This window comes from Streptomyces sp. BI87 (genome assembly GCF_025957665.1).
In the GTDB taxonomy this organism is placed as follows: Bacteria; Actinomycetota; Actinomycetes; order Streptomycetales; family Streptomycetaceae; genus Streptomyces; species Streptomyces albidoflavus.
The window spans coordinates 5436600-5457426 of sequence record NZ_CP110079.1 but is presented as its reverse complement, the minus strand read 5'-3'; the positions used below and the strand labels follow the sequence as shown (position 1 = coordinate 5457426).

General features: G+C 73.4%; 23 protein-coding genes. 9 read left to right on the top strand and 14 right to left on the bottom strand.

Translation table 11 applies throughout. The features are described 5' to 3' along the window. Nucleotides 1-99: 99 nt before the first annotated feature. The 5 genes from OIM89_RS24305 to OIM89_RS24285 all read right to left on the bottom strand — a co-directional run bounded on the left by OIM89_RS24305 (nucleotide 100) and on the right by OIM89_RS24285 (nucleotide 7294). On the bottom strand, nucleotides 100-1113 hold the full coding sequence (locus tag OIM89_RS24305; RefSeq protein WP_151169823.1) for a TerC family protein: 1014 nt from the start codon (nucleotides 1111-1113) through the stop codon (nucleotides 100-102). 279 nt (nucleotides 1114-1392) lie between these two features. Further along, the gene (locus tag OIM89_RS24300; protein WP_257381292.1) at nucleotides 1393-3255 is read right to left on the bottom strand and encodes a TerD family protein; all 1863 of its coding nucleotides are present in this window, start codon (nucleotides 3253-3255) and stop codon (nucleotides 1393-1395) included. 199 nt (nucleotides 3256-3454) lie between these two features. Then, a complete protein-coding gene (locus OIM89_RS24295) occupies nucleotides 3455-4033 on the bottom strand; it encodes a TerD family protein (RefSeq protein WP_047141985.1) in 579 nt (192 codons plus the stop codon). Nucleotides 4034-4171: 138 nt separating this feature from the next. Beyond that, complete coding sequence (uvrB, locus tag OIM89_RS24290; RefSeq protein ID WP_047141984.1) at nucleotides 4172-6319, bottom strand: excinuclease ABC subunit UvrB; 2148 nt, start codon at nucleotides 6317-6319, stop codon at nucleotides 4172-4174. Between the two features lie 39 nt (nucleotides 6320-6358). Beyond that, nucleotides 6359-7294 (bottom strand): MHYT domain-containing protein, encoded by a 936-nt coding sequence (locus OIM89_RS24285; RefSeq protein WP_030695140.1) that lies wholly within the window; start codon nucleotides 7292-7294, stop codon nucleotides 6359-6361. Between the two features lie 371 nt (nucleotides 7295-7665). Here OIM89_RS24285 and OIM89_RS24280 point away from each other — a divergent pair, with 371 nt between their 5' ends. The 3 genes from OIM89_RS24280 to OIM89_RS24270 are packed head-to-tail and all read left to right on the top strand — an operon-like array spanning nucleotide 7666 to nucleotide 10628. Next, entirely contained in the window at nucleotides 7666-8607 is a 942-nt protein-coding gene (locus tag OIM89_RS24280; RefSeq protein WP_047469063.1) for a glycerophosphodiester phosphodiesterase, read from the top strand. 34 nt (nucleotides 8608-8641) lie between these two features. Then, nucleotides 8642-9202: a methylated-DNA--[protein]-cysteine S-methyltransferase gene (locus OIM89_RS24275; RefSeq protein WP_030695142.1), complete on the top strand. Its 561-nt coding sequence runs from the start codon at nucleotides 8642-8644 to the stop codon at nucleotides 9200-9202. Between the two features lie 49 nt (nucleotides 9203-9251). Next, a complete protein-coding gene (locus OIM89_RS24270) occupies nucleotides 9252-10628 on the top strand; it encodes an MFS transporter (RefSeq protein WP_175458299.1) in 1377 nt (458 codons plus the stop codon). Here OIM89_RS24270 and OIM89_RS24265 read toward each other — a convergent pair. Together OIM89_RS24265 and OIM89_RS24260 are read right to left on the bottom strand one after the other, a co-directional pair. Continuing rightward, the gene (locus OIM89_RS24265) at nucleotides 10574-11071 is read right to left on the bottom strand and encodes a VOC family protein (protein WP_030695144.1); all 498 of its coding nucleotides are present in this window, start codon (nucleotides 11069-11071) and stop codon (nucleotides 10574-10576) included. The genes OIM89_RS24270 and OIM89_RS24265 overlap by 55 nt on opposite strands. 94 nt (nucleotides 11072-11165) lie before the next feature. Then, nucleotides 11166-11798 (bottom strand): uridine kinase, encoded by a 633-nt coding sequence (locus OIM89_RS24260; protein WP_047469069.1) that lies wholly within the window; start codon nucleotides 11796-11798, stop codon nucleotides 11166-11168. A 124-nt stretch (nucleotides 11799-11922) separates the two neighbouring features. Between OIM89_RS24260 and OIM89_RS24255 the strand changes: the two genes are divergently transcribed. Next, nucleotides 11923-12405 carry a DUF1772 domain-containing protein gene (locus tag OIM89_RS24255; protein WP_264491618.1) on the top strand — a complete coding sequence of 161 codons (483 nt, stop codon included), beginning with the start codon at nucleotides 11923-11925 and terminating at the stop codon, nucleotides 12403-12405. Nucleotides 12406-12454: 49 nt separating this feature from the next. Here the strand turns inward: OIM89_RS24255 and OIM89_RS24250 are convergent, their stop codons facing one another. The 3 genes from OIM89_RS24250 to OIM89_RS24240 all read right to left on the bottom strand — a co-directional run bounded on the left by OIM89_RS24250 (nucleotide 12455) and on the right by OIM89_RS24240 (nucleotide 14542). Then, a complete protein-coding gene (locus OIM89_RS24250; RefSeq protein WP_030695147.1) occupies nucleotides 12455-13267 on the bottom strand; it encodes an SAM-dependent methyltransferase in 813 nt (270 codons plus the stop codon). A 172-nt stretch (nucleotides 13268-13439) separates the two neighbouring features. Further along, nucleotides 13440-13682, bottom strand: coding sequence for a DUF397 domain-containing protein (locus OIM89_RS24245; protein ID WP_003947485.1), 243 nt, complete (start codon nucleotides 13680-13682; stop codon nucleotides 13440-13442). Then, nucleotides 13682-14542 carry a helix-turn-helix domain-containing protein gene (locus tag OIM89_RS24240; RefSeq protein ID WP_023419960.1) on the bottom strand — a complete coding sequence of 287 codons (861 nt, stop codon included), beginning with the start codon at nucleotides 14540-14542 and terminating at the stop codon, nucleotides 13682-13684. Before OIM89_RS24240 ends, OIM89_RS24245 begins: the two co-directional genes overlap by 1 nt. A gap of 124 nt (nucleotides 14543-14666) precedes the next feature. Between OIM89_RS24240 and OIM89_RS24235 the strand changes: the two genes are divergently transcribed. The 3 genes from OIM89_RS24235 to OIM89_RS24225 are packed head-to-tail and all read left to right on the top strand — an operon-like array spanning nucleotide 14667 to nucleotide 16240. Then, nucleotides 14667-15146 (top strand): ATP-binding protein, encoded by a 480-nt coding sequence (locus tag OIM89_RS24235; protein ID WP_229360131.1) that lies wholly within the window; start codon nucleotides 14667-14669, stop codon nucleotides 15144-15146. 33 nt (nucleotides 15147-15179) lie between these two features. Next, nucleotides 15180-15617 carry a hypothetical protein gene (locus OIM89_RS24230; RefSeq protein ID WP_010637114.1) on the top strand — a complete coding sequence of 146 codons (438 nt, stop codon included), beginning with the start codon at nucleotides 15180-15182 and terminating at the stop codon, nucleotides 15615-15617. A gap of 53 nt (nucleotides 15618-15670) precedes the next feature. Beyond that, nucleotides 15671-16240, top strand: a complete 570-nt coding sequence (locus OIM89_RS24225) for a 2'-5' RNA ligase family protein (RefSeq protein WP_195731162.1) — start codon at nucleotides 15671-15673, stop codon at nucleotides 16238-16240. Here the strand turns inward: OIM89_RS24225 and OIM89_RS24220 are convergent. Beyond that, nucleotides 16233-17735 carry a YfcC family protein gene (locus OIM89_RS24220; protein WP_030695150.1) on the bottom strand — a complete coding sequence of 501 codons (1503 nt, stop codon included), beginning with the start codon at nucleotides 17733-17735 and terminating at the stop codon, nucleotides 16233-16235. The two genes, OIM89_RS24225 and OIM89_RS24220, sit on opposite strands and share 8 nt — an antisense overlap. 26 nt (nucleotides 17736-17761) lie before the next feature. Here OIM89_RS24220 and OIM89_RS24215 point away from each other — a divergent pair, with 26 nt between their 5' ends. Together OIM89_RS24215 and OIM89_RS24210 are read left to right on the top strand one after the other, a co-directional pair. After that, nucleotides 17762-18256 (top strand): RNA-binding S4 domain-containing protein, encoded by a 495-nt coding sequence (locus OIM89_RS24215; RefSeq protein WP_374113468.1) that lies wholly within the window; start codon nucleotides 17762-17764, stop codon nucleotides 18254-18256. A gap of 113 nt (nucleotides 18257-18369) precedes the next feature. Next, nucleotides 18370-18600 carry a DUF6343 family protein gene (locus OIM89_RS24210; RefSeq protein ID WP_037664959.1) on the top strand — a complete coding sequence of 77 codons (231 nt, stop codon included), beginning with the start codon at nucleotides 18370-18372 and terminating at the stop codon, nucleotides 18598-18600. Nucleotides 18601-18664: 64 nt separating this feature from the next. Here the strand turns inward: OIM89_RS24210 and OIM89_RS24205 are convergent, their stop codons facing one another. The 3 genes from OIM89_RS24205 to OIM89_RS24195 all read right to left on the bottom strand — a co-directional run bounded on the left by OIM89_RS24205 (nucleotide 18665) and on the right by OIM89_RS24195 (nucleotide 20727). Beyond that, entirely contained in the window at nucleotides 18665-19027 is a 363-nt protein-coding gene (locus OIM89_RS24205) for a tetratricopeptide repeat protein (RefSeq protein ID WP_008405210.1), read from the bottom strand. A gap of 73 nt (nucleotides 19028-19100) precedes the next feature. Continuing rightward, the gene (gene coaE, locus OIM89_RS24200; protein WP_175458792.1) at nucleotides 19101-19706 is read right to left on the bottom strand and encodes a dephospho-CoA kinase; all 606 of its coding nucleotides are present in this window, start codon (nucleotides 19704-19706) and stop codon (nucleotides 19101-19103) included. A gap of 79 nt (nucleotides 19707-19785) precedes the next feature. Then, complete coding sequence (locus OIM89_RS24195; protein ID WP_030695154.1) at nucleotides 19786-20727, bottom strand: PAC2 family protein; 942 nt, start codon at nucleotides 20725-20727, stop codon at nucleotides 19786-19788. Between the last annotated feature and the right edge of the window lie 100 nt (nucleotides 20728-20827).

Genomic DNA, 20827 nt, shown 5'->3' with positions numbered 1-20827 from the left:
TCCGGAAACGGGTGCGCCCGCGCCCCCCGGAGGGGACGCGGGCTCATTCGGCCTGGGCCGACATCTATCACGACGGGCGGGCGGGGCCCGCCGCACCCGTCAGCTCTCGCTGTCCTTGCGGCTGTCGTCCTCGCCGCCGGCACCGGTGACGGCACCGGCCTTCTCGGCCTCCGCCTGCTTCCGCGAGGCGTAGAGGCTGGTGATCGTGGTGACCACCAGGACGGCGCAGATCACGCCCAGCGAGACCGGGATGGAGATCTCCGGGACGTGGACGCCCGACTCGTGCAGCGCGTGCAGCACGAGCTTGACGCCGATGAAGCCGAGGATCACCGACAGGCCGTAGCTGAGGTGGACCAGCTTGCGGAGCAGGCCCCCGAGGAGGAAGTACAGCTGTCGCAGGCCCATCAGGGCGAAGGCGTTGGCGGTGAAGACGATGTACGGGTCCTGGGTCAGGCCGAAGATCGCCGGGATCGAGTCGAGGGCGAAGAGGAGATCGGTGGTGCCGATCGCCAGCATGACGACCAGCATCGGCGTCATGATCTTCTTGCCGTTCTTCTCGATGAACAGCTTCGTGCCGTGGTAGCGGTCGGCCACGCCGAACCGCCGCTCGGCCGCCTTGAGCAGGCGGTTCTCCTCCCAGTCCTCGTCGTCGTCGCCGGCCCTGGCCTCCTGGATGAGCTTCCAGGCGGTGTAGATCAGGAACGCGCCGAAGATGTAGAAGACCCACGAGAAGTTGGCGATGATCGCCGCGCCGGCCGCGATGAAGATCGCGCGCAGGACGAGGGCGATCAGGACGCCGATCAGCAGCACACGCTGCTGATACTGCGAGGGGACCGCGAACTTCGCCATGATCAGCACGAAGACGAAGAGGTTGTCGACGCTCAGCGACTTCTCGGTGATGTAACCGGCGAAGAACTCACCGGCCTGCTGCCCGCCTCCGAAGAAGAGCAGGCCCACGCCGAAGAGGGCGGCCAGGACGATCCAGACGATCGTCCAGATCCCGGCTTCCTTGATGGACACGTCATGGGGCTTGCGCCCGATGAAGAAGTCGGCCCCGATCAGCACGACTAGGCCGACGATGGTGAGGACCCATAGGGTCACGGAAACTTCCACTGCGCCTCCGGCAGTACGTAACGGCATCTCTCAGCGTCATCGCTGCCGGAGGTCTCTTCCACCCGAGGAACCGCGCGAGGCGCGCGGTCATCGGATCGACGGCCCGGGATCGGGCCGGAATATCCGTACCGATCCGTATTGACGGGCTCGCCGCGCCAGGAGTACTCCCCTCCGCACCGGGAAGCGTACGCGAATTGCCAACGGTTGGTAAAGACGGGGCTGAGCGATCAGCAACATCGCAGCTCAGGGCCGTATCGCGACCCATGGGACACAGCCGTGTCAGCGGCTTCCGCGTCGGGCCCGCGCCGTGGCGCCGACCACCGTCTCCAGCACCGCGCTGCCCGTCGGCACACACGGCGGCGTGAATGTCCAGAGGTGGTGGACCCAGGGATCGGCCAGGTGGCCGTCGGGGAGCGGGGTGATCCGCAGCAGCCCGCGCCAGAGCGGGTCGAGCAGCGGGCCGTACGCGGCGGCGTCGTCGCGGTCGGCGACCAGCAGCAGGTGGACGCCGACCGCCGGGCCCTCGTCGGCGAGGTACCGGAGCCGGGTGACGGCCCGGTCGTCGAAGCCGTGCGGGAAGTCGTGGACGACCAGGAGCTGCTCGGCGGTGTCGAGGCCGGGCGGCAGCGCCTCGCGGGCACCGCCGCGCACCGCCATCTGCACCAGGTCGACCCGCCGGGTCAGCCGCTCCAGCACCTCGGCGACCCCGGCCGTCCCGGCGGGCGGCGCGGGCGCCAGCAGCCCGGCGCTCCGCAGCCCGGCGAAGGCGGCCGCGCCGGAGCCCGCCGGGTCGAGCAGGTGGACGGTGAGGCCGCCGGGCGGGTGCACCGCCAGCAGCCGGGTGGTGTGCAGCGCGGCGGAACCGGCGGCGAGCGCCCGCAGCCCGGCGGGCCGGGACTCCCCCTCCCCGTCGCTCAGCCGCCCGGCGTTGATCCACAGCCCACGCTCCAGCGGGAGCCGTACCAGCATCGGGATGCGCAGCTCCGGCGCCTCGGGCAGCCGCAGGTCACCGAGGCGCACCGCGAACGGCGGCTGCTCCGGCGGCCGGTACGCGTGCCAGACGGTGCTCTCCCAGCCCGCCATGGCGGGAGGCAGCGCCGGCTCGACCACCCGGGACTCGGCGGCGAGTTGGGCGAGGTCGCGGTCGAGCGCCTCCTGGGCCCGGGCGACCAGCGTCTCGTACCGCTCGGAGGCCGCCGCGCGGGCGTCCGCCGCTCCCTGGCCGGTACGGGTCCGGGGGTCCTCGAGTACGGCGTCCAGCTCGCGTTCGCGGCGGTCCTCGGCGAACTCGACGGCCCCGCGGTACGCGGCCACGGCGCGGGCCAGGTCCTCGAACATGCCCCAGACCTGGTTGTGGAGCCGCTCCTCCATGCTCCAGCCGGAGGCGTCCCCGGCCACGGGCACGGCCGGGGCGGCGGGCGGCGCGGGGGCGGCCGGTGGCGGTGTGGCGTAAGGATGGCCACCGACCGGGGCGGCGGGGCGGCGGCCCGGGTGGGTGTAGTCCACGCGGCCGCCAAAGGGCGCGGCGGGGCCGGGGCCGGCCGGGGTCGGGGGCGGCTCCGGGTCCGGTCGGGGCGCGGCGGGAACGGGGACGGTGTGGGCCTGCGCGGTGCCGCCGAGGCGCAGGGCGGTCTCGGGGTCGATCCCCCGGTCGGTGAGGAGCGCGGGGACGCCGCCCTGGTAGCCCTGGCCGACGGCGCGGATCTTCCAGACGCCGTTCCTGCGGTACAGCTCGACGGCGACGACCGCCGTCTCCTCGGCGAGCCCGGTGACCGCGAACCCGGCCGCCTGCTCGCCGCCCGGCCCGAGCAGGAGCGCGCGCGGGGCGGCCAGCGCGCCGAAGCGGGCGGGCGCGTCGGGGCCGTCGGGCAGGGCGAGGAAGAGGTCGACGCGGGTGGCGGCGGCGGGCAGCGCGCCGAGGTCGACGGCGAGGCGGTGGGTGCGGGCGGGCGGTCCCGGTGCGGCGAGGCCGGGAGGCGGCGGGGCGCCGGGCAGGGCGACCCCGTCCGCTCCGTCGAGGGCGTGGCCCGCCTCGCCGACGAGTACCGCGCCGAGTGCCAGCGCCCGGTCGGCCTCCACGCCGATCTCCAGCCGGGTCCACGGCAGGGCCTGGTTCTGCCCTCGGACCAGCTCAGCCGTCATCGTCCCCTGTCCCCCTGCTGTGCCCCGGGTGCGTCGCCGGTCCCCGGCTCGTGCGGTGTGCGTGTCTGCGGTGCGCGTGGTGGTGGTGTGGTGCGTGGTAGCCGGGGCGGAGCCGGTGTCCGGTGCCGCCGGTGTCACGGACGGCGGAGGCGGTGCCCTCCCCAGGCCCCGCCTCCGCCTTCGGTGACGTCCGGGTGGGTCAGAGGAGCGGCAGGATCGACGGCATCAGGTCCTGGAAGGTCCGGCCGTTGGCCGGGGTGCCCAGTGCCGTCATGCGCCAGCCGCCGTCGGCCCGGTGGACCTTGGCCATGATCTGGGCGGTGTACTGGCCGCCGCCGTCCAGGGTGTAGCGGGCCAGCTCCTGGCCGTTGGACTCGTCGACCAGGCGGCAGAAGGCGTTCTGCACCTCCTGGAAGGTCTGCCCGGTGAAGGAGTTCACCGTGAAGACGATCTGGTCGATGTGGACGGGCACGCGCTGGAGGTCGACGAGGACCGACTCGTCGTCGCCGCCCTGGCCGGCGCCGCCGACGAGGTTGTCGCCGGTGTGGCGCACGGAGCCGTCGTCGCTGACGAGGTGGCGGAAGAACACCACGTCGACGGGCTGCTTGTCCGCGAAGAGGACCGCGGAGGCGTCGAGGTCGATCTCACGGGTGCGGCTGCCGAAGAGTCCGCGCCGGGGGGCCGCCTGCCAGCCGAGCCCCATGCGTACCGCGGAGAGGACTCCCCCGTCCTTCTTCTCCAGGCTGATGCCCTGGCCCTTGTTCAGGTTGACCGTCACGCGCGTGTCCCCTCTTCTACGCAATCCCCGGCCGCCAGGTCCGGGCGGCCGCCACGTCGCACCCTACGCACCGGTCGGCCGGGGCCCGTCCCCCCGGCCACGCATTGTGTCGGTCTTGCAACACACCCCGGGGCCGGCTCAGGCGAGGCCGGCCTCCTTCATCTGCCGCAGCTCCTTCTTCATCTCGCCCACCTCGTCGCGCAGCCGGGCGGCGACCTCGAACTGGAGGTCGGCGGCGGCGGCCCGCATCCGGTTGGTCATCTCCTCGATCTGCCCGGCCAGCTCGGCCGCCGGGCGGTCGGTGGGCGTGCCGGCGGCCTTCTTGGCCGCCTTCTTGCCGCCCTTGGCCGCCTTCGGGGCCTCGTACCCGCCGCCGAGGTCCGGGACGGGGGCCTTGGCCTTGCCGTCCTTCGTCTGGCGGTAGCCGGTGCCGAGCAGGGCCTCGGTGTCGACGTCCTCGCGGGCGATGGTGGCGACGATGTCGTTGATCTTCTTGCGGAGCGGCTGCGGGTCGATGCCGTTCTCGGTGTTGTAGGCGATCTGCTTCTCGCGGCGCCGGTTGGTCTCGTCGATGGCCTTCTCCATCGCCGGGGTGATCCGGTCCGCGTACATGTGGACCTGGCCCGAGACGTTGCGCGCGGCGCGGCCGATGGTCTGGATCAGGGAGGTGCCCGAGCGCAGGAACCCCTCCTTGTCGGCGTCGAGGATGGCGACCAGGGAGACCTCCGGCAGGTCGAGCCCCTCGCGGAGGAGGTTGATGCCGACCAGGACGTCGTACTCCCCGGCGCGCAGCTCGCGCAGGAGCTCGACGCGGCGCAGGGTGTCGACGTCGCTGTGGAGGTAGCGGACCTGGATGCCGAGTTCCAGGAAGTAGTCCGTGAGGTCCTCGGCCATCTTCTTGGTGAGGGTGGTGACGAGGACCCGCTCGTCCTTCTCGGTGCGGGTGCGGATCTCGTGCACCAGGTCGTCGATCTGGCCCTCGGTGGGCTTGACGACGACCTCCGGGTCGACGAGGCCGGTGGGGCGGATGATCTGCTCGACGAAGCCGTCGGAGCGGGAGAGCTCGTAGTTGCCCGGGGTCGCCGAGAGGTAGACCGTCTGGCCGACCCGCTCCTGGAACTCCTCCCACTTCAGGGGGCGGTTGTCCAGGGCGGAGGGGAGCCGGAAGCCGTGGTCGACGAGGGTCCGCTTGCGGGAGGCGTCGCCCTCGTGCATCGCGCCGATCTGCGGGACGGTGACGTGCGACTCGTCGATGACCAGCAGGAAGTCCTCGGGGAAGTAGTCGAGGAGGGTGTGCGGTGGGGTGCCGGGCTCGCGGCCGTCGAAGTGCATCGAGTAGTTCTCGATGCCGGAGCAGGAGCCGATCTGGCGGAGCATCTCGATGTCGTAGGTGGTGCGCATCCGCAGCCGCTGGGCCTCCAGCAGCTTGCCCTGCTTCTCCAGGACGGTGAGCCGCTCGCCCAGCTCCTGCTCGATGTCGTTGACCGCGCGCTCCATGCGCTCGGGGCCCGCGACGTAGTGCGAGGCGGGGAAGACGTAGAGCTGCTGCTCGTCGCTGATGATCTCGCCGGTGAGCGGGTGGAGCGTGGTGAGCGTCTCGATCTCGTCGCCGAACATCTCGATGCGGACGGCCAGCTCCTCGTAGACCGGGAAGATCTCGATGGTGTCGCCGCGGACGCGGAAGGTGCCGCGGGTGAAGGCGAGGTCGTTGCGGGTGTACTGGATCTCGACGAAGCGGCGCAGCAGGGCGTCGCGGTCGATCTCCTCGCCGACCTTGAGGGGGACCATCCGGTCGACGTACTCCTGCGGCGTGCCCAGGCCGTAGATGCAGGAGACCGAGGCGACCACGACGACGTCGCGGCGGGTGAGCAGGGAGTTGGTCGCGGAGTGGCGCAACCGCTCGACCTCCTCGTTGATCGAGGAGTCCTTCTCGATGTAGGTGTCCGACTGCGGGACGTACGCCTCGGGCTGGTAGTAGTCGTAGTACGAGACGAAGTACTCGACCGCGTTGTTCGGGAGGAGCTCGCGGAACTCGTTGGCGAGCTGGGCGGCGAGGGTCTTGTTGGGAGCCATCACCAGGGTGGGGCGCTGGAGCTTCTCGATCATCCAGGCCGTGGTGGCGGACTTGCCGGTTCCGGTGGCGCCGAGCAGGACGACGTCCTTCTCACCGGCGCGGACCCGGCGGTCCAGGTCGGCGATGGCTGCGGGCTGGTCGCCGCTGGGCTGGTAGGGGCTGACGACCTCGAAGGGCGCCACCGTGCGTTCGATCTTCGATACAGGCCGCATGGAATCCACCGTACGACCCCCCACCGACAACCGTCGGTCTCAGCGCCGCTGCCCGGCGTGCGGGCCCGTCCTGCGCCGGGCGCCGGGGCGGGCCGGGGGCCGGGCGGCGCGGTGGTCGCGGGAGGCGCGGGCGGGCCGCTCGGGGCGGGCGCAGGGCGCGGCGCGGTGGTCCTCAGCGGGTGGCAGGCGGTAGCTGTCGCGGACCGGGACGCGGTAGCCGGGCGGCGAGGGGAGGACGGGGGCGACGGCGCCGCTGACCATGCGGGGGTCGAGCACCACCACGACGCCGGCCAGGAGCAGGAAGAGCAGCGGGCCGATCATGAGCGGGGCGATCAGTCGCCCGGGCGGGTCACCCGCGGTGTCGGCGACCGGGTGAAGATGGACGGTCGCGGCGGCCATCCCGACGTAGTGCATGCCGCTCACGCCGACCCCCATGAGCAGGGCGGCCCCCACGCTCCAGCGGAATCCGCGGACCTGGACGGCGGCCCAGAGGGAGGCGGTGGCGGCGGCGACGGCGATGAGGACGGAGGCCGTCACGAGCGGAATGGAGTACTCCAGGCTACCGTTGAGACGCATTCCGGCCATCCCCAGATAGTGCATGGAGGCAATGCCGAGACCGGTGATCGTGCCGCCCGTGAACAGGGCGGAGCCGGTGGCGCCTCGATAGCCCACGACGAAGATCCCGATGCCGACCATGACGATGGCGACGCCCAGACTGGCGAAGGTCGTCGGTACGTCGTAGCGGACCGGGGTCCCGGTGACGGAGAAGCCCATCATGGCGATGAAGTGCATGGTCCAGATACCGGAGCCGATCGCTCCGGTGCCCAGCGCCAGCCAGCCCGGCCGCCAGGTCCGGGTCACCAGCAGCGACCTGGTGGTGCAGCGCAGCCCGAGCGCCCCGCCCAGGCAGGCCATGAGGTACGCCGCCACGGGCGTCACCAGGCCGTAGCTGAATCCGTCGACCGTCCCCTGCATACCGGTCTGCCTTTCCTCCCCCGTGAGAGATCCTTCCGGTTCCTGTCCACTCCGCGCGACGGCTGCGCGGCGAAGTGTTCGCGCCATCATGCGCCCTGGCCCCGACAGTCCGGCACGGCCCCCCGGCCGCGCGTGTCCCTCCGCATCGTCCCAGGCGGCGGGCGTGGCGTACTGCGGCAGAGAGTATGACGCACAGCGAACGTACGACCGATTTTGCGGCAAAGAATCGCAGCTCCGACACACCTTCATCGCCTCACCGCACCGAGACGCACCACTTTGTTCAACGTGTGGCCATCCCGCACCTGCCCGCAATTGGCCCCCGGCTGTCACTCTCGAGCGGTCCACGATCACATTGAGTGAGGAGTCCCCCCGTGTTCGCTCGCCCCCTCTCCCTCACGGCCGCCCTGCTGATGGCAGGCACCGCGCTGGTCGTCCCCGCCCGCGCCGCGACCGCCGCCACCCCCACCGCCCAGGCGTCCTCCGGGACCCCGGCGAACCCCCGCTTCTCCGTCCGCCCCGTCGCCGCCGCCCCGGACGGCGGCGGCCCCGTGCTGGTGGCGCACCGCGGCGCCTCCGGGCACGCCCCGGAGAACACGCTTGCGGGCGTCGACAAGGCGCGCGAGCTCGGGGTGCGCTGGGTGGAGAACGACGTGCAGCGCACCAAGGACGGGGTCCTGGTGGTGCTGCACGACACGACACTCGCCCGCACCACGGACGTCGAGGAGGTCTTCCCCGACCGCGCGCCGTGGAACGTGAAGGACTTCACCGCCCGGGAGATCGCCCGGCTGGACGCGGGCAGCTGGTTCGGCCCCCAGTTCAAGGGCGCCAAGGTGCCCACCCTCGACGAGTTCCTGAAGCGGATGAGCCGGCACCGCCTCAGCCTCCTGCTGGAGCTGAAGGCGCCCGAGCTGTACCCGGGGATCGAGCGGGAGACGCTGAACGCGCTGCGGCGGGCGGGCTGGCTGGACCGGGGGCACGTGCGGGACCGGCTGGTCGTGCAGAGCTTCGGCGCCGACGCGGTCCGCCGCGTCCACCAGCTGCGGCCCGACGTGAAGACCGGCTTCCTCGGCACCCCGGCCGAGGCCGAGCTGCCCGCGTACGCCGCCTTCGCCGACCAGATCAACCCCACCCACTCGACGGTCACCTCCTCCTACGTGGACGCCGTCCAGGCCCTCAAGGGCCCGCACGGCAAGCGGCTGGAGGTCTACACCTGGACCGTCAACGACGCCGCCACCGCCCGCAAGGTCCGTGACGCCGGGGTCGACGGCGTCATCACCAACTTCCCGGACGTCGTGAAGGACGCGATCGGCTGACCCGGCTGTCGGTGGCCGCCCGTACCGTGGACGCGTGACCGACGACTCCCGGGACCTTCCCGCGCGACGGGCCGACTGGACGGTGCTCGACACCCCGGTCGGCCCGCTCCTGCTCGCCGCGACCGACCGCGGCCTGCTCCAGGTGGCCTTCCACGCCCGGGGGGCGGTGCTCCGGCGCGTCCTCACCCGTCTGGCCGCACACCTGGGCACCGATCCGGTCGAGGCACCGGACGCGCCCTCGCTGGCGGCCCCGCGCGAGCAGCTGGCGGGGTACTTCGCCGGACGGACCCGGGACTTCCGCCTCGACCTGGACTGGTCGCTGACCGAGGGATTCACCCGGGAGGCCCTGCGCCTGCTCGCCACCTCCGTGCCGTACGGCACCGTCACCGGCTACGGCGACCTGGCCCGGCGCGGCGGCCGCCCGGGCGGGGCGCAGGCGGTCGGCGCGGCGATGGGCTCCAATCCGCTGCCGGTGGTGGTCCCCTGCCACCGGGTGGTGGAGAGCGACGGCGGGCTCGGCGGCTTCAGCGGCGGCCTGGAGACCAAGCGCCACCTGCTCGCCCTGGAAGGGGTGCTCCCGGCCCCGCTGTTCTGAGCCGCGACATCGCGTTCCCCTCCGCCGGGAGCACTGCCACACTGCTGCGGTGGACATAGCCGACGGCCTCGCAACCAGCCCGCACCGCCCCGCGCCGCCCGGCCCCGAGGAGCTGGCCGCCCTGCGCCGCCGGACGACCGGGGTCCTGGTGGCCGGGCAGATCCTCGGCGGGCTCGGGGTCGCCGTGGGGGTGGCGCTCTCCCCGCTGCTGGCCAGGCAGGTCGGCGGCACCGAGGCGGTGGCCGGGCTGGCACCGACCGCCACCGTGGCGGGCACGGCCCTGCTCTCGGTCCCGCTGGCCGCGCTGATGACGGCGCGCGGCCGCAGGCCGGGGCTGGTGCTGGGCTATCTGATCGGCGCGGCCGGCGCCGGGGTGGTCGTGGCGGGAGCGGTGCTGGAGCACTTCGCCCTGCTGCTGGCGGGCATGGCCGCCTTCGGCGCCTCGTCCTGCGCCAATCTCCAGTCCCGGTTCGCCGCCGCCGACCTCGCCGAGCCCGGCCGCCGGGCCAGGGCGATCTCACTGGTCGTCTGGGCGACCACGATCGGCGCGGTGCTCGGCCCCAATCTGGCCGCCCCGGCGGGCCGCAGCGTCGCGGGGCTCGGGGTGCCGGAGGCGGCGGGCCCGTTCCTGTGGGCGGGGGTCGTCTTCCTCGCCGCCGCCCTGCTGGTCGCCGTGCTGCTGCGGCCCGATCCGCTGCTGACGGCCCGCGCGCTGGCCCCGGAGGCGGACCGGGCGCCGAAGGGCCGGTCGTTCCGGGCGGCGGCCGCCGCCGTACGCACCTCGCCCCAGGCGCGGCTGGCGCTGGCCGTCATCGCGGTCAGCCACACCGTGATGGTCTCGGTGATGTCGATGACCCCGGTGGAGCTGGGTCACCACGGCGCCGGGATCGAGCTGATCGGCCTGGTGATCAGCGGGCACATCGCGGGGATGTACGCGTTCTCACCGCTGATGGGCCGGCTCGCGGACCGGGGCAGGCTGCCGGTGATCGGGCTCTGCGTGGCCCTGCTGGGCTGCGCGGCCCTGCTGGCGGGGACCGCGGGGGCGAGCCACGGGCGGACGGCGGCCGGGCTGTTCGTGCTGGGGCTCGGCTGGTCGGCCGGGCTGGTCGCGGGGTCGGCGCTGCTCACCGACGCCGTGCCGCAGGCGGTACGCCCGGCGGTGCAGGGCCTGTCGGACCTGACCATGAACGCCTCGGCCGGGATCGGCGGAGCCGTCGCCGGGCTGGTCATGGCGGGAGCCGGGTACGGCGTGCTGAACCTGCTGGCGGCCCTCCTGCTGCTGCCGCTGACGGCGCTCACCCTGTTCACGGCGCTGACCCGGGCCCCCGCCGGGGAGGGCCCCGGGCGCGCCGGCGGCCTGTCCGGACCGGCTCAGGCCCCGGCGTCCTCGCCGGAGGAACCGGCGGCGCCCGGCTCCTCGTCGTAGTGGCGGGCCTCGATCACGTTCCCGTCCGGGTCGCCGAAGTAGAAGCTGCGGGTCGCCGCGCCCCGGGCGCCGAAGGAGCCCCGGCCGGTCTGGGAGACGGGGGCGCCCAGCCGCTCCAGCCGGGCCGCCAGGGCGTCGAACCCGGCGCCGGTGAGGGCGACGCAGAAGTGGTTCAGGGGGTGGCCTGAGCCGGTGTGGGCCCCGGGGAAGACCTCGGTGCGCGGGACCATGGTGTGCGGCATCAGGTCGAGGAGGGTGTCGTCGTTGAGCCGGACCGAGGGGAAGGGGACCTCGCCCGCGGTGAACTCGGCGAGGCGCACGGGCTGGGCGGCGAGCGCCTCCTGGTAGAAGACGGCCGAGGCGGCCGGGTCGGCCACCCACAGCACCAGGTGGTCGAGGCGGGGGCGCGGTCCGGCGGCGGACGGTTCGGTGGTCTGGGACATGGCGCTCAGTCTGGGGCGCCGGGGTGCGCGCCACAAGGCGATTCACCGCGACGTTCGGCCATCAGGCGCCGAAGGGCCACCTCCTGACGTCCGGTCAGCCCGTCCAGGCCGGGCGCTCGGGGTCGTCGAGGCGGACCACGACGTCGGCGGCGGAGGTGGGCTCCGCCTCCTCGGCGTAGCGGGCGAGGGCGGGCAGGGTCCACTGTTCGTCCGCCGGGGTGCGGCGGCGCAGGGCGGCGGGCGTCAGGTGCAGGTGGACGGTGAGGTCGAAGGGGAACCAGCGGCCCAGCAGCATCGGCCCGGACAGCAGCAGGACACCGCCCGGGGGCAGGGCGCGGCGGGCGCTGCGGGTGGCCCGGTCGGTGACGGGGTCCCAGAGGTCGGGCAGGACGGTGCCGCTGCCGCCGGTCTCCAGCGGGCCGAACACCTCACGCCACAGGGCGCCTTCGTCGAACCAGCCGTCGCGGTAGCTGTCCGGGTCGCGGTGGCCGTACTCGTACCGCAGGGAGGCGGGGCGCAGGAAGCCGTGGGCGGGGACGGTGAGGACGGGCCGGCCGCGGGCGCGCAGCCGCTCGGCGAGTTCGGCGGCGAGCCGTCCGGGGTCGGCGGCGTCCGCGCCGTCGACGCCGACCCGGGTGCGGGTGGCGTCCTCGGCGGGGGTCAGGTCGTCCAGGCGGGCGGCGAGGAGGCCGGCGAGGCGGTCCCGGCTGATCGGTTCGAAGCGCACGGTCCCATCCTGCCCCGGCGGGCGACGGGACCCGCCGGGCCCTTGCCGGGGAGAGGCCGGCGGGTGAGGATGCTGAGCCGTCGATCCGAGGCTCCGACAGGGGCCGTCCCACCGAGGAGCCGCCATGTCCGAGGGAACCTTCGCCGCGCTGACCGTGGTCGCCGCGGTGGGCAGCGGCGTGGTGGCGGGGGTCTTCTTCGCCTTCTCGACCTCGGTGATGCGCACGCTCGCCGGGCTGCCCGCGCCGCAGGGCATCGCGGCGATGCAGCGGATCAACGTGGTGATCGTGAAGGGCTGGTTCCTGGCGGCCTTCCTCGGCACGGCGGCGCTCTCGGCGGTGCTGGCCGTGCTGGCGCTGGTCTCCCGCCCGGAGAACGGCCCGGTCGTGACGGTTCTCGGCGCGGCCCTCTACCTGATCGGCGGGTTCGGGGTGACGGTCGCGGCCAACGTCCCGCGCAACGACCGCCTGGCCGCCCTGGACGCCGAGGACCCGGGCAGCGAGGCGCCGTGGCGGGAGTTCGTCGCCGAGTGGACGGTGTGGAACCACGTCCGGGGTGCCGCCTGCGCGGCCGCCTGCGCCTGCTTCGCGGCGGCCCCGCTCGGCTGAGGCACCGCCCGCGCGGCGTGGCGCGGGCGGTCCCTGAGCTACGCGGCCGTCAGGGCTTGCGGGCCACCGCGACCCAGCCCGGGATCGGGTCATCGCCGGTCACCTCGACACGTTCGCCCAGCTCGGGGCGCCATTCGGCGGCGAGCGAGACACCGGGCTCGACCAGCTCCAGCCCGTCGAAGAAGCGGCTGAACTGCTCGCGGGTGCGCGGGGCCAGGGTCAGGCCGCGCTGGGCGTAGAGCTGCCGGGCCTTCTCGGCGCCCTCCGGGTCGAAGTCGGAGGCGACGTGCGAGAGGGCGAGGTGGCTGCCGGGGGCGAGCGGTGCCATCAGGTCGCGGACCAGCTCGTAGGCGCCGTCCTCGTCGGAGACGAAGTGGAGGAGGGCGTTGAGCGAGAGGGCGACCGGCTGCGAGAAGTCGAGGACCTTGGCGGCCTGTTCGATGATGCTGCGGGGCTCCCTGGCGTCGGCCTGGAGGTACTCGGTGACGCCCTCGGGCGTGGAGCGGAGCAGCGCCTCGGCGTGGCGCAGGACGATCGGGTCGTTGTCGGTGTAGACGATCCGCGAGTCGGGGGCGGTCTGCTGGGCGAGCTGGTGGAGGTTGGGCTCGGTGGGGATGCCGGTGCCGATGTCGAGGTACTGGCGCATCCCGCCGGGCCCGGCCAGCCACCGCGTGGAGCGGTGCATGAACGCCCGGTTGGTTCTGGCCATGTCGCGGCCGCGGGCGTCGAGGGTGAGGAGCTGGCGGGCCATCTCCTCGTCGACCGGGTAGTTGTCCTTGCCGCCCAGGAACCAGTCGTAGATGCGTGCCGGGTGGGGCTTCGTGGTGTCGATGTACACGGAGTTCTGGTCCTGCCCGGTCATGCACGCTCCCTGAGGACGAGGATCAACGATCGGACGCGGGCCGGCGGCGGGGCCGGTGCGCAGGAGCCGAGTACACGTGATCGGCCCGGGGACGGCAAGGGCCCTCGGGCACCTGGCCGGTTCACGACGGTGGGTGGCGCACGAGGGCCCGTGGGGGCGAGGAGGACGGGGGTCAGGAGATCAGGAAGTCGGCCTTGCCGGTCTTGGCTCCCTGGATGAAGGCGCTGATCTCGCCGTGGGTGTAGATGAGCGCGGGCCCGTCCGGGTCGGCGGACTGGCGCACCGCGACGCGCCCGTCGTCCAGCCGCATGGCCTCCACGCAGTTGCCGCCGTTGCCGCCGCTCCAAGGCTTGCGCCAACCGGAGGTGCCGAGCTCGCGGGCGGGCATGCCGCTGTATATGGGGGACCGGTCCATTAGTACTCCTTGCGGAGATCCTTGAGGATTTCCTTGGTGCGATGTGCTGTCGCGGCATGCGCCGCCATGCGGTCCATGACCTCCAGGTAGGTGACCACCTCGGCGCGGGCGTCGAGATAGACGGCACCGGTCAGGTACTCGCTGTAGACCATGTCCGGGAGTTCGGGCTCGCCGAACCGGAAGAGGACGAAGGGGCCGTACGTGCCCGGATGGGGTCCGGACGCGAACTCGCTGATCTGCAAGGTGATGTGCGGCCGTTCGGCCACGTCCAGCAGTCGGTCGATCTGGGCCCGCATCACGGCTGGTTCGGCGACGGGCCTGCGCAGCGCCGTCTCGTCCATCACCACCCAGAGCCGGGGCGCGTCCTCGCGCTCCAGCAGGCCCTGCCGCTGCATCCGCAGGGCGACGTGGCGTTCGATGTCGTCCGGGCTGGTCTGCCCGACCGCCCCCGAGACCAGGACGGCCCGGGCGTACTCCTCGGTCTGGAGGAGGCCGGGGACGAAGTGCGGTTCGTAGCTGCGCAGGAGGGTCGCGGCGCCCTCCAGGCTCACGTACATGCTGAACCAGCCGGGCAGGATGTCGTGGTACCGCTGCCACCAGCCGGGGCGGTTGGACTCCTCGGCCAGCGTGATGAAGGCTTCCGCCTCCTCGTCGCCGACGCCGTACGCCTTCAGCAGGAGGTGCAGGTAGGGGATCTTGAGGGCGACCTCGGCGGTCTCCATCCGGCGCACGGTGGCGGGGGCGACGCGCAGGACGCGTGCCGCCTCCTCCCTCTTCAGTCCCGCGCCCTCGCGCAGGTCCTGCAGGCGTCTGCCCAGCACGACCTGGCCGACGGTCGGTGCGGACCGCGGTTCGCTCACGTCGACCTCCACTGACGAGCTGTTAGCGAGCAGTGTGCCATGCGCATCGCCCTCAGGACACTGCACTGTGAACTTTTCAGAGTGACCCTTGCCAAGTGTCTGTGGCGGGGCGATAGTGGCTGTCGTGACTCCGCCCGCCCCCTTAGCTCCCGCCGCCCTTCCCCCGCAGGGCGCCACCGCCGAACGCTGCAGCAGCTTCGACGTGGCCTCCCATCCGCGCTCGGCCTCCGAGGCCCGCAGACTGACCCGCGAGCGACTGGCGGGCTGGCCGGTGTGCCCGGACACCCGCGAGGCGGCCGACCTGGTCGTCTCCGAGCTGGTGACCAACGCGATCGTGCACACCACGAGCCGCCGCATCACCTGCGAACTGCGCAGCCTGCGCGAGGGCGAGTGCCTGCGGATAGCCGTCCGCGACGAGGGGCACGCCGGCTCAGGACCGCGCCCCGCCGAGGGCAGACCGGCCGAGGAGCACGGCCGGGGCCTGCTGCTGGTCGCCGCCCTCTCCACCGCATGGGGGGCGCTGGAGGCGGAGACCGGCACGGGGCTCACCGTCTGGGCGGAACTACCGGCGCGACCGTCGCACGACCTGGGAAGCGGGGCCTGAAACTTGCGGACACTCACATCGCGACGGCTGAGCATGGACACGCTGACGCGGCTCTCCCGGACCCGGCAGAGCGTCCCCCCGCCGCCCCGGCGCCTGGAGCTGCCGCCGGGCATGCGCACCCAGCTGGGCTGCGACGCGGTCGGCATCCCGGAGGACTTCTCGCACCGGATCATGACCCGCCTCCCCCGCGTCGGCTGCGTCTACGCCGACCAGGGCCTGTGGTGGTGGGTGGTCCCCGCCGGCTCGGACGTCGCGCTGGAATGGCCGATGCCCTCGTACTACTCGCCCGGCGCGCTGCTCCCGGAGACCGACGCCGCGCCGGTCCTGCTGCACTGCCCCGACGGTGACGCGCCGTACACCCCACCCATCCCGCTCTACCTGGCGCTCTGCCGGCTCACCGGCACCACCCCCGCGTGGTCGCGGACGGTCGGCGCCGGCCACCTCCCGCCGCCCCGGCGCGGCGAGGACTGACCCACGGGACCCGCGCCCCGAGCGCGGCGGTACGGATGCGAGCATGGCTCCTCGTGACCGAGCAGCTCTCCGCCCGCCAGGACGGCCCCGCCGAGGAGAACGGCTGGGGCGACCGCGCCGGGGACACCGCGCTCACCATCCCGCTCCCGGAGCTGGACCCGCTGGTGACCACCGGCATCCGCGCCCACACCACGGTCCTCTACCCCTTCCTCCCCGTCACCCGCGTCCGCCCCGGCTCGGCGGACCCCGGCGGCACCGACGCGACGCTGCGCACCCTCTTCGCCTCGCACGCCCCCTTCATGCTCCGCTTCGCCGCTTTCCACGAGGAGCCCGGCGTGCTCTTCCTCGCCCCCGAACCCCCAGGACCGCTGGCCGCCCTCACGGGTGCCGTACGCGCCCACTGGCCCGAGGCCGTGCCGTACCGGGGGATCTTCGGGCCCGAGGGGCTGGACCCGCACGTCACGGTGGCCCACGGCGAACAGTTCGACGCGGTCCGGGCGCGGCTGGCCCCGGCCCTGCCCGTCACCTGCCGTGTCACCGGCGTCCGCCTGATCGTCCACGACGGGCACGGCTGGCGGGACCGGGTCACCTATCCGCTCGGGACGCCGGGCAGGGTCAGCTGAGCGCGGCCCCCAGCGCCAGGAACCCGCAGATCAGCACGGCGAGGACGGCGAGCAGGGGCGCGGCGAACCGCAGGTAGCGGTGGTAGCCGACCTTGGCCAGCGCGACCCCGCCGATGGTGACGGCGGTGGTCGGCACCCACAGGTTCATCCAGCCGCTGGCCGACTGCCAGGCGGTGACCACGACGGCCCGGGAGACGCCGGCGAAGTCGGCGAGCGGCGCGAGAATCGGCATCGAGAGCGTGGCGTGGCCCGAGCTGGAGGGGATCAGGAAGGCCAGCGGGAGGTTGACGACGAAGACGATGACCGCGAAGAGCGCCGAGGAGGTGCCGCGCACGGCGCTCTCCACCGAGTGCAGCACGGTGTCGGTGACCCGCGCGTTGTTCATGATCACCGTGACGCCGCGGGCCAGCACGATGACCAGGCCCGGGGAGATGAAGTCCCCGGCGCCCTGGACCAGGGTCGCGCTCAGCCGCTGCTCCCCCATCCGCGCCACCAGCCCCACCAGCACGGCGGCGGCCAGGAAGAGCGCGGCGAGGTGCGGGAAGGACCAGCCGAGTTCGAAGCCGTACGGCTCGGCGTCGGCGTCCCCGGTCAGCGCACTGGACCAGGGCACCACGGAGAAGACCATGAAGGCGAAGACCAGGGCGACCACGACGAGCACGGCCCGGTGCGTCCCGGTCAGTCCCGGCGGCTCCCCCGCCGCCTCGGCCGCCTGCTCGCGGTCGCCGGGCAGGAAGCCGCTGAGCGAGCGGGCCGGGTCGCGCCGTACCCGGCCCGCGTACCGGGCGACGTAGGCGATGGTGACGGCGGTGAGCGCCAGCCACATCGCGGCGCGCAGCACGATGCCGTCGCCCAGCGAGATGCCGGCGGCCGAGGAGGCGACGCCGGTGGCGAAGGGGTTGACCGTGGAGCAGAGCACGCCGACGCCGGAGCCGAGGATGATGGTGCCGGTGGCCACCATCCGGTCGTAGCCGAGGGCCAGCATCAGCGGGACGATCAGGCCGTAGAAGCCGAGGGTCTCCTCGGCCCAGCCCTCGACCGTCCCCAGCAGCGAGAAGATCCCCATGATCCCGGCGATCAGCAGGGTCCCGCGCCGGCGCAGCCGGTGGGCGAGGCGGCTGATGCCCCGGTCGAGGGCGCCGGTGGCGAGGACGACGGTGATGAAGGCGCCGATGGCGAGGACGAAGAGGAAGACGCCCGCGCTGCCGTACAGCTCGCCGCTGAAGTCGGGGCCGACCTCGCCCGAGCCGGCGTCCTGGATGCCGTAGAGGCCGTTGACCGGGGCGAGGAAGAGGTCGTCGAACCGGTCGGTGAGGCTCTGCCCGCTGTCGACCCGCTGGTACGTCCCCTCGACCGGCGCGCCGTCGGCGTCCCGCTCGTACTGGCCGGAGGGGATGAGGAAGGCCAGCAGCCAGACGGCGAGGGTGACGGCGGCCAGCACGGTGATCGCGCTGGGGAAGGTGAACTTCCGCGCGCTCCTGCTCCCCGGTCCCATTCCGCCCCCTCACCGGCCCGCCACCCATGACGGGATTGCCTGCTTCGTCCGGAACAGCCCGCATTATCCGCAGGGGCCCACGGCGGCAGGGGGACGGCACGCCGAGGCCGCCGTTCTATGCTCGACGCATGGCTACGGAGGCTTCGCAGGGCGGCGGTTCGGTACGAGTGGACGCCTGGATCTGGGCGGTGCGGCTGGTCAAGACCCGGTCGGCGGGGGCGGCCGCGTGCCGCGCCGGGCACGTCCGGGTCAACGGCGAGCGCGCCAAGCCCGCCCAGCCGGTCCGCGTCGGCGACGAGGTCGCCCTGCGGTACGGCGGCCGGGACCGCCTGGTGAAGGTGAGCGCCGTGCTGCGCAAGCGGGTCGGCGCCCCGGTCGCCGTCACCGCCTACGTCGACAACAGCCCGCCCCCGCCGCCGCGCGAGGCGGTCGCCCCCGCCGGGGTACGCGACCGGGGCGCGGGCCGCCCCACCAAGCGGGACCGCCGCGAGATGGAACGGCTGCGCGGCATGGACGGCTGAGCCACTCCCGCCACCCCCTCCCCGAGGTGCACCATGGGAAGGGGACGGAGGTGAGAGCGATGCGCACAGGCCGCAGGGGAACCGAACCGACGACGGCACGCAGTCCACTCCGCATGCGCCGGGCCCTCGGCATCTTCGGCGTCGTCTGGACCCTGGCCGGGGTGATCGCCTTCGCCCTCGTCGACGAGCCCCGCTGGGCGGCGCTCTGCGCCATCCTCTGGCTGGTCGCGGTCCTCGACCTCGCGGTGGTCACCCGCCGCATCCGCCACCACACCCAGCCGCCCCAGCTCATCCCGCCGGGCCGCTCGACCCGGCCGCCGGAGAAGCGGCGGGGTGATCGGTGAACGAGGCCCGGCGGTTCCTCCAGCCACCCATCAGCCGTGTGAACAACGCTGCGGCTCAAGACAGCTAGTCGTCGAAGCGGGCCGCCGCCAGGTAGTCGGGCCGGGGGTCGAGGGCGGCGGCGAGGCGGAAGTGGCGGCGGGCCTGTTCGGGGCGGTTGGCGCGTTCGTAGGTGCGGGCGAGGGCGAAGTGGGCGAAGGCGTTGTCCGGCTCGCGCTCCAGCACCACGGTGAACTCCAGCTCCGCCGCGCGCAGCTGCGCCGAGAGGAAGAAGGCCCGGGCGCGCAGCAGCCGGGCCGCCGTGTGCTCGGGATGGCGGGCGATCACCGAGTCCAGCAGCTTCACGGCGCCCCGGGGGTCCCGGGCCGCGAGCAGCTGCTCGGCCGCCCGATAATCGATGACATCCGTCTCCGGACTACCCTCGGCCACCCCGGCCCCTTTCCTCGTCCTTACCCGCGAACACGCCCCCGCGCCGGAATGTTCCCCCCGCCGGGGCGGAGGGTCAGCGGCCGGCCTTGGCCCGGGCGTCGAGCTCGGCCCACACCTCAGCGACCCTCCCCCGCAGCGCGTCGAGCGACACCTCGTTGTCGATCACGATGTCGGCGACGGCGAGCCGCTCCTCGCGTCCGGCCTGCGCGGCCATCCGCGCCCTGGCTTCCTCCTCGCTCATCCCCCGCGCCCGCACCAGCCGCTCCACCTGCGTCTGGGGCGCGACGTCCACCACGATCACCAGGTCGTAGAGCTCGGCCAGCCCGTTCTCGGTGAGGAGCGGTACGTCGTGGACGACCACGCCGTCCTCGGGGGCCTGGCTCTGGAGCTCGGCCGAGCGCGCCCCCACCAGCGGGTGGACGATCCCGTTCAGCACGGCCCGCCGCTCGGGGTCGGCGAAGACGATCTCGCCCAGCCTGGGGCGGTCCAGCGAACCGTCGGCCGCGAGCACCGACTCCCCGAACGCCTCGGCCACGGCGGCCAGGCCCGGCGTCCCGGGCTCCACCACCTCGCGGGCGATCCGGTCCGCGTCCACCAGGTGCGCCCCGTGCTCCACCAGCAGCCGGGACACCTCGCTCTTGCCGGCCCCGATCCCGCCCGTCAGCCCCACGATCAGCACGCCGCGTCTCCTCACGCTCACACGACCCCGCACCGACGGCAGGGCGGGGGCAGCCTAACGTCCGGCCGCGCCTCGCGGGCTACTCCCCCTCGCGCTCCGCGAGGAACTTCTCGAACTCGCGCCCGATCTCGTCGGCGGAGGGCAGGTCGGCGGGCTCGGCCAGCATGTTGCCGCGCGCGCCGGCACCGGCCACCGCGTCGTACTGGTGCTCCAACCCCCGCACCAGCGCGACCAGTTCCTCGTCGCCCTCGCCGACCTGCCGCTCGATCTCGGTCTGGGTGCGCTGCGCCTCGGTGCGCAGGGTGTGCGCGACGGTGGGCAGCACCAGGCCGGTGGCGGCGGTGATCGCCTCCAGGGCGGTCAGCGCGGCGTCCGGGTAGGCGGACCGGGCGACGTAGTGCGGGACGTGGGCGCCGACGCCGAGGACGTCGTGGCCGGTCTGGATGAGGCGGTACTCGATGAGCGCCTCGACGCTGCCGGGCACCTGCGCCTGGTCGAACGGGGTCGGGTGGCCGGGGACCAGATCGGTGCGGTTGCCGTGCGGGGTGAGGCCGACGGGACGGGTGTGCGGGACGCCCATCGGGATGCCGTGGACGCTGACGGTCAGCCGCACCCCGAGCCGCTCGACCACCTGCTGGACGGCGGCGGCGAACCGCTCCCACTCCACGTCCGGTTCGGGTCCGGAGAGCAGCAGGAAGGGGGCGCCGGTGGCGTCCTGCACCAGGTGGAGTTCGAGCGCGGGAACCTCGTAGTCGGTGTAGCGGTCGCGTTTGAAGGTGAGCAGCGGCCGACGGGCGCGGTAGTCGATGAGCCGGTCGTGGTCGAAGCGGGCGACGGGCTGGTGCGGGAGGTTCTCCAGCAGCTCGTCGACGATCTGCTCCCCGGTCTGCCCGGCGTCGATGTATCCCTCGAAGTGGTAGAGCATGACGAGCCCGGCCGACTCCTGGGCCAGCGCGGTGTCCACCGCGGCGAGCCCCTTCGGCTCCCATGCGTACAGATCCTGCGGGTCTCGATCCTGCACTGTGACCGTTCCTCCTCGTGTCCCTAGTGCAGAACGTCCCACAGGGCACCGTCATTCCCGGCCCCGGTCGCCTTTCACCGGGTGAAGGCACCCCGTCCGC

Bases quoted from the DNA above. Each gene is read 5' to 3' on its own strand.
- OIM89_RS24300 (WP_257381292.1), bottom strand. From the start codon at position 3,255: ATGACGGCTGAGCTGGTCCGAGGGCAGAACCAGGCCCTGCCGTGGACC.
- uvrB (WP_047141984.1), bottom strand. From the start codon at position 6,319: ATGCGGCCTGTATCGAAGATCGAACGCACGGTGGCGCCCTTCGAGGTC.
- OIM89_RS24285 (WP_030695140.1), bottom strand. From the start codon at position 7,294: ATGCAGGGGACGGTCGACGGATTCAGCTACGGCCTGGTGACGCCCGTG.
- OIM89_RS24265 (WP_030695144.1), bottom strand. From the start codon at position 11,071: ATGTCCCAGACCACCGAACCGTCCGCCGCCGGACCGCGCCCCCGCCTC.
- OIM89_RS24255 (WP_264491618.1), top strand. From the start codon at position 11,923: ATGTCCGAGGGAACCTTCGCCGCGCTGACCGTGGTCGCCGCGGTGGGC.
- OIM89_RS24250 (WP_030695147.1), bottom strand. From the start codon at position 13,267: ATGACCGGGCAGGACCAGAACTCCGTGTACATCGACACCACGAAGCCC.
- OIM89_RS24245 (WP_003947485.1), bottom strand. From the start codon at position 13,682: ATGGACCGGTCCCCCATATACAGCGGCATGCCCGCCCGCGAGCTCGGC.
- OIM89_RS24230 (WP_010637114.1), top strand. From the start codon at position 15,180: ATGGACACGCTGACGCGGCTCTCCCGGACCCGGCAGAGCGTCCCCCCG.
- OIM89_RS24220 (WP_030695150.1), bottom strand. From the start codon at position 17,735: ATGGGACCGGGGAGCAGGAGCGCGCGGAAGTTCACCTTCCCCAGCGCG.
- OIM89_RS24215 (WP_374113468.1), top strand. From the start codon at position 17,762: ATGACGGGATTGCCTGCTTCGTCCGGAACAGCCCGCATTATCCGCAGG.
- OIM89_RS24210 (WP_037664959.1), top strand. From the start codon at position 18,370: ATGCGCCGGGCCCTCGGCATCTTCGGCGTCGTCTGGACCCTGGCCGGG.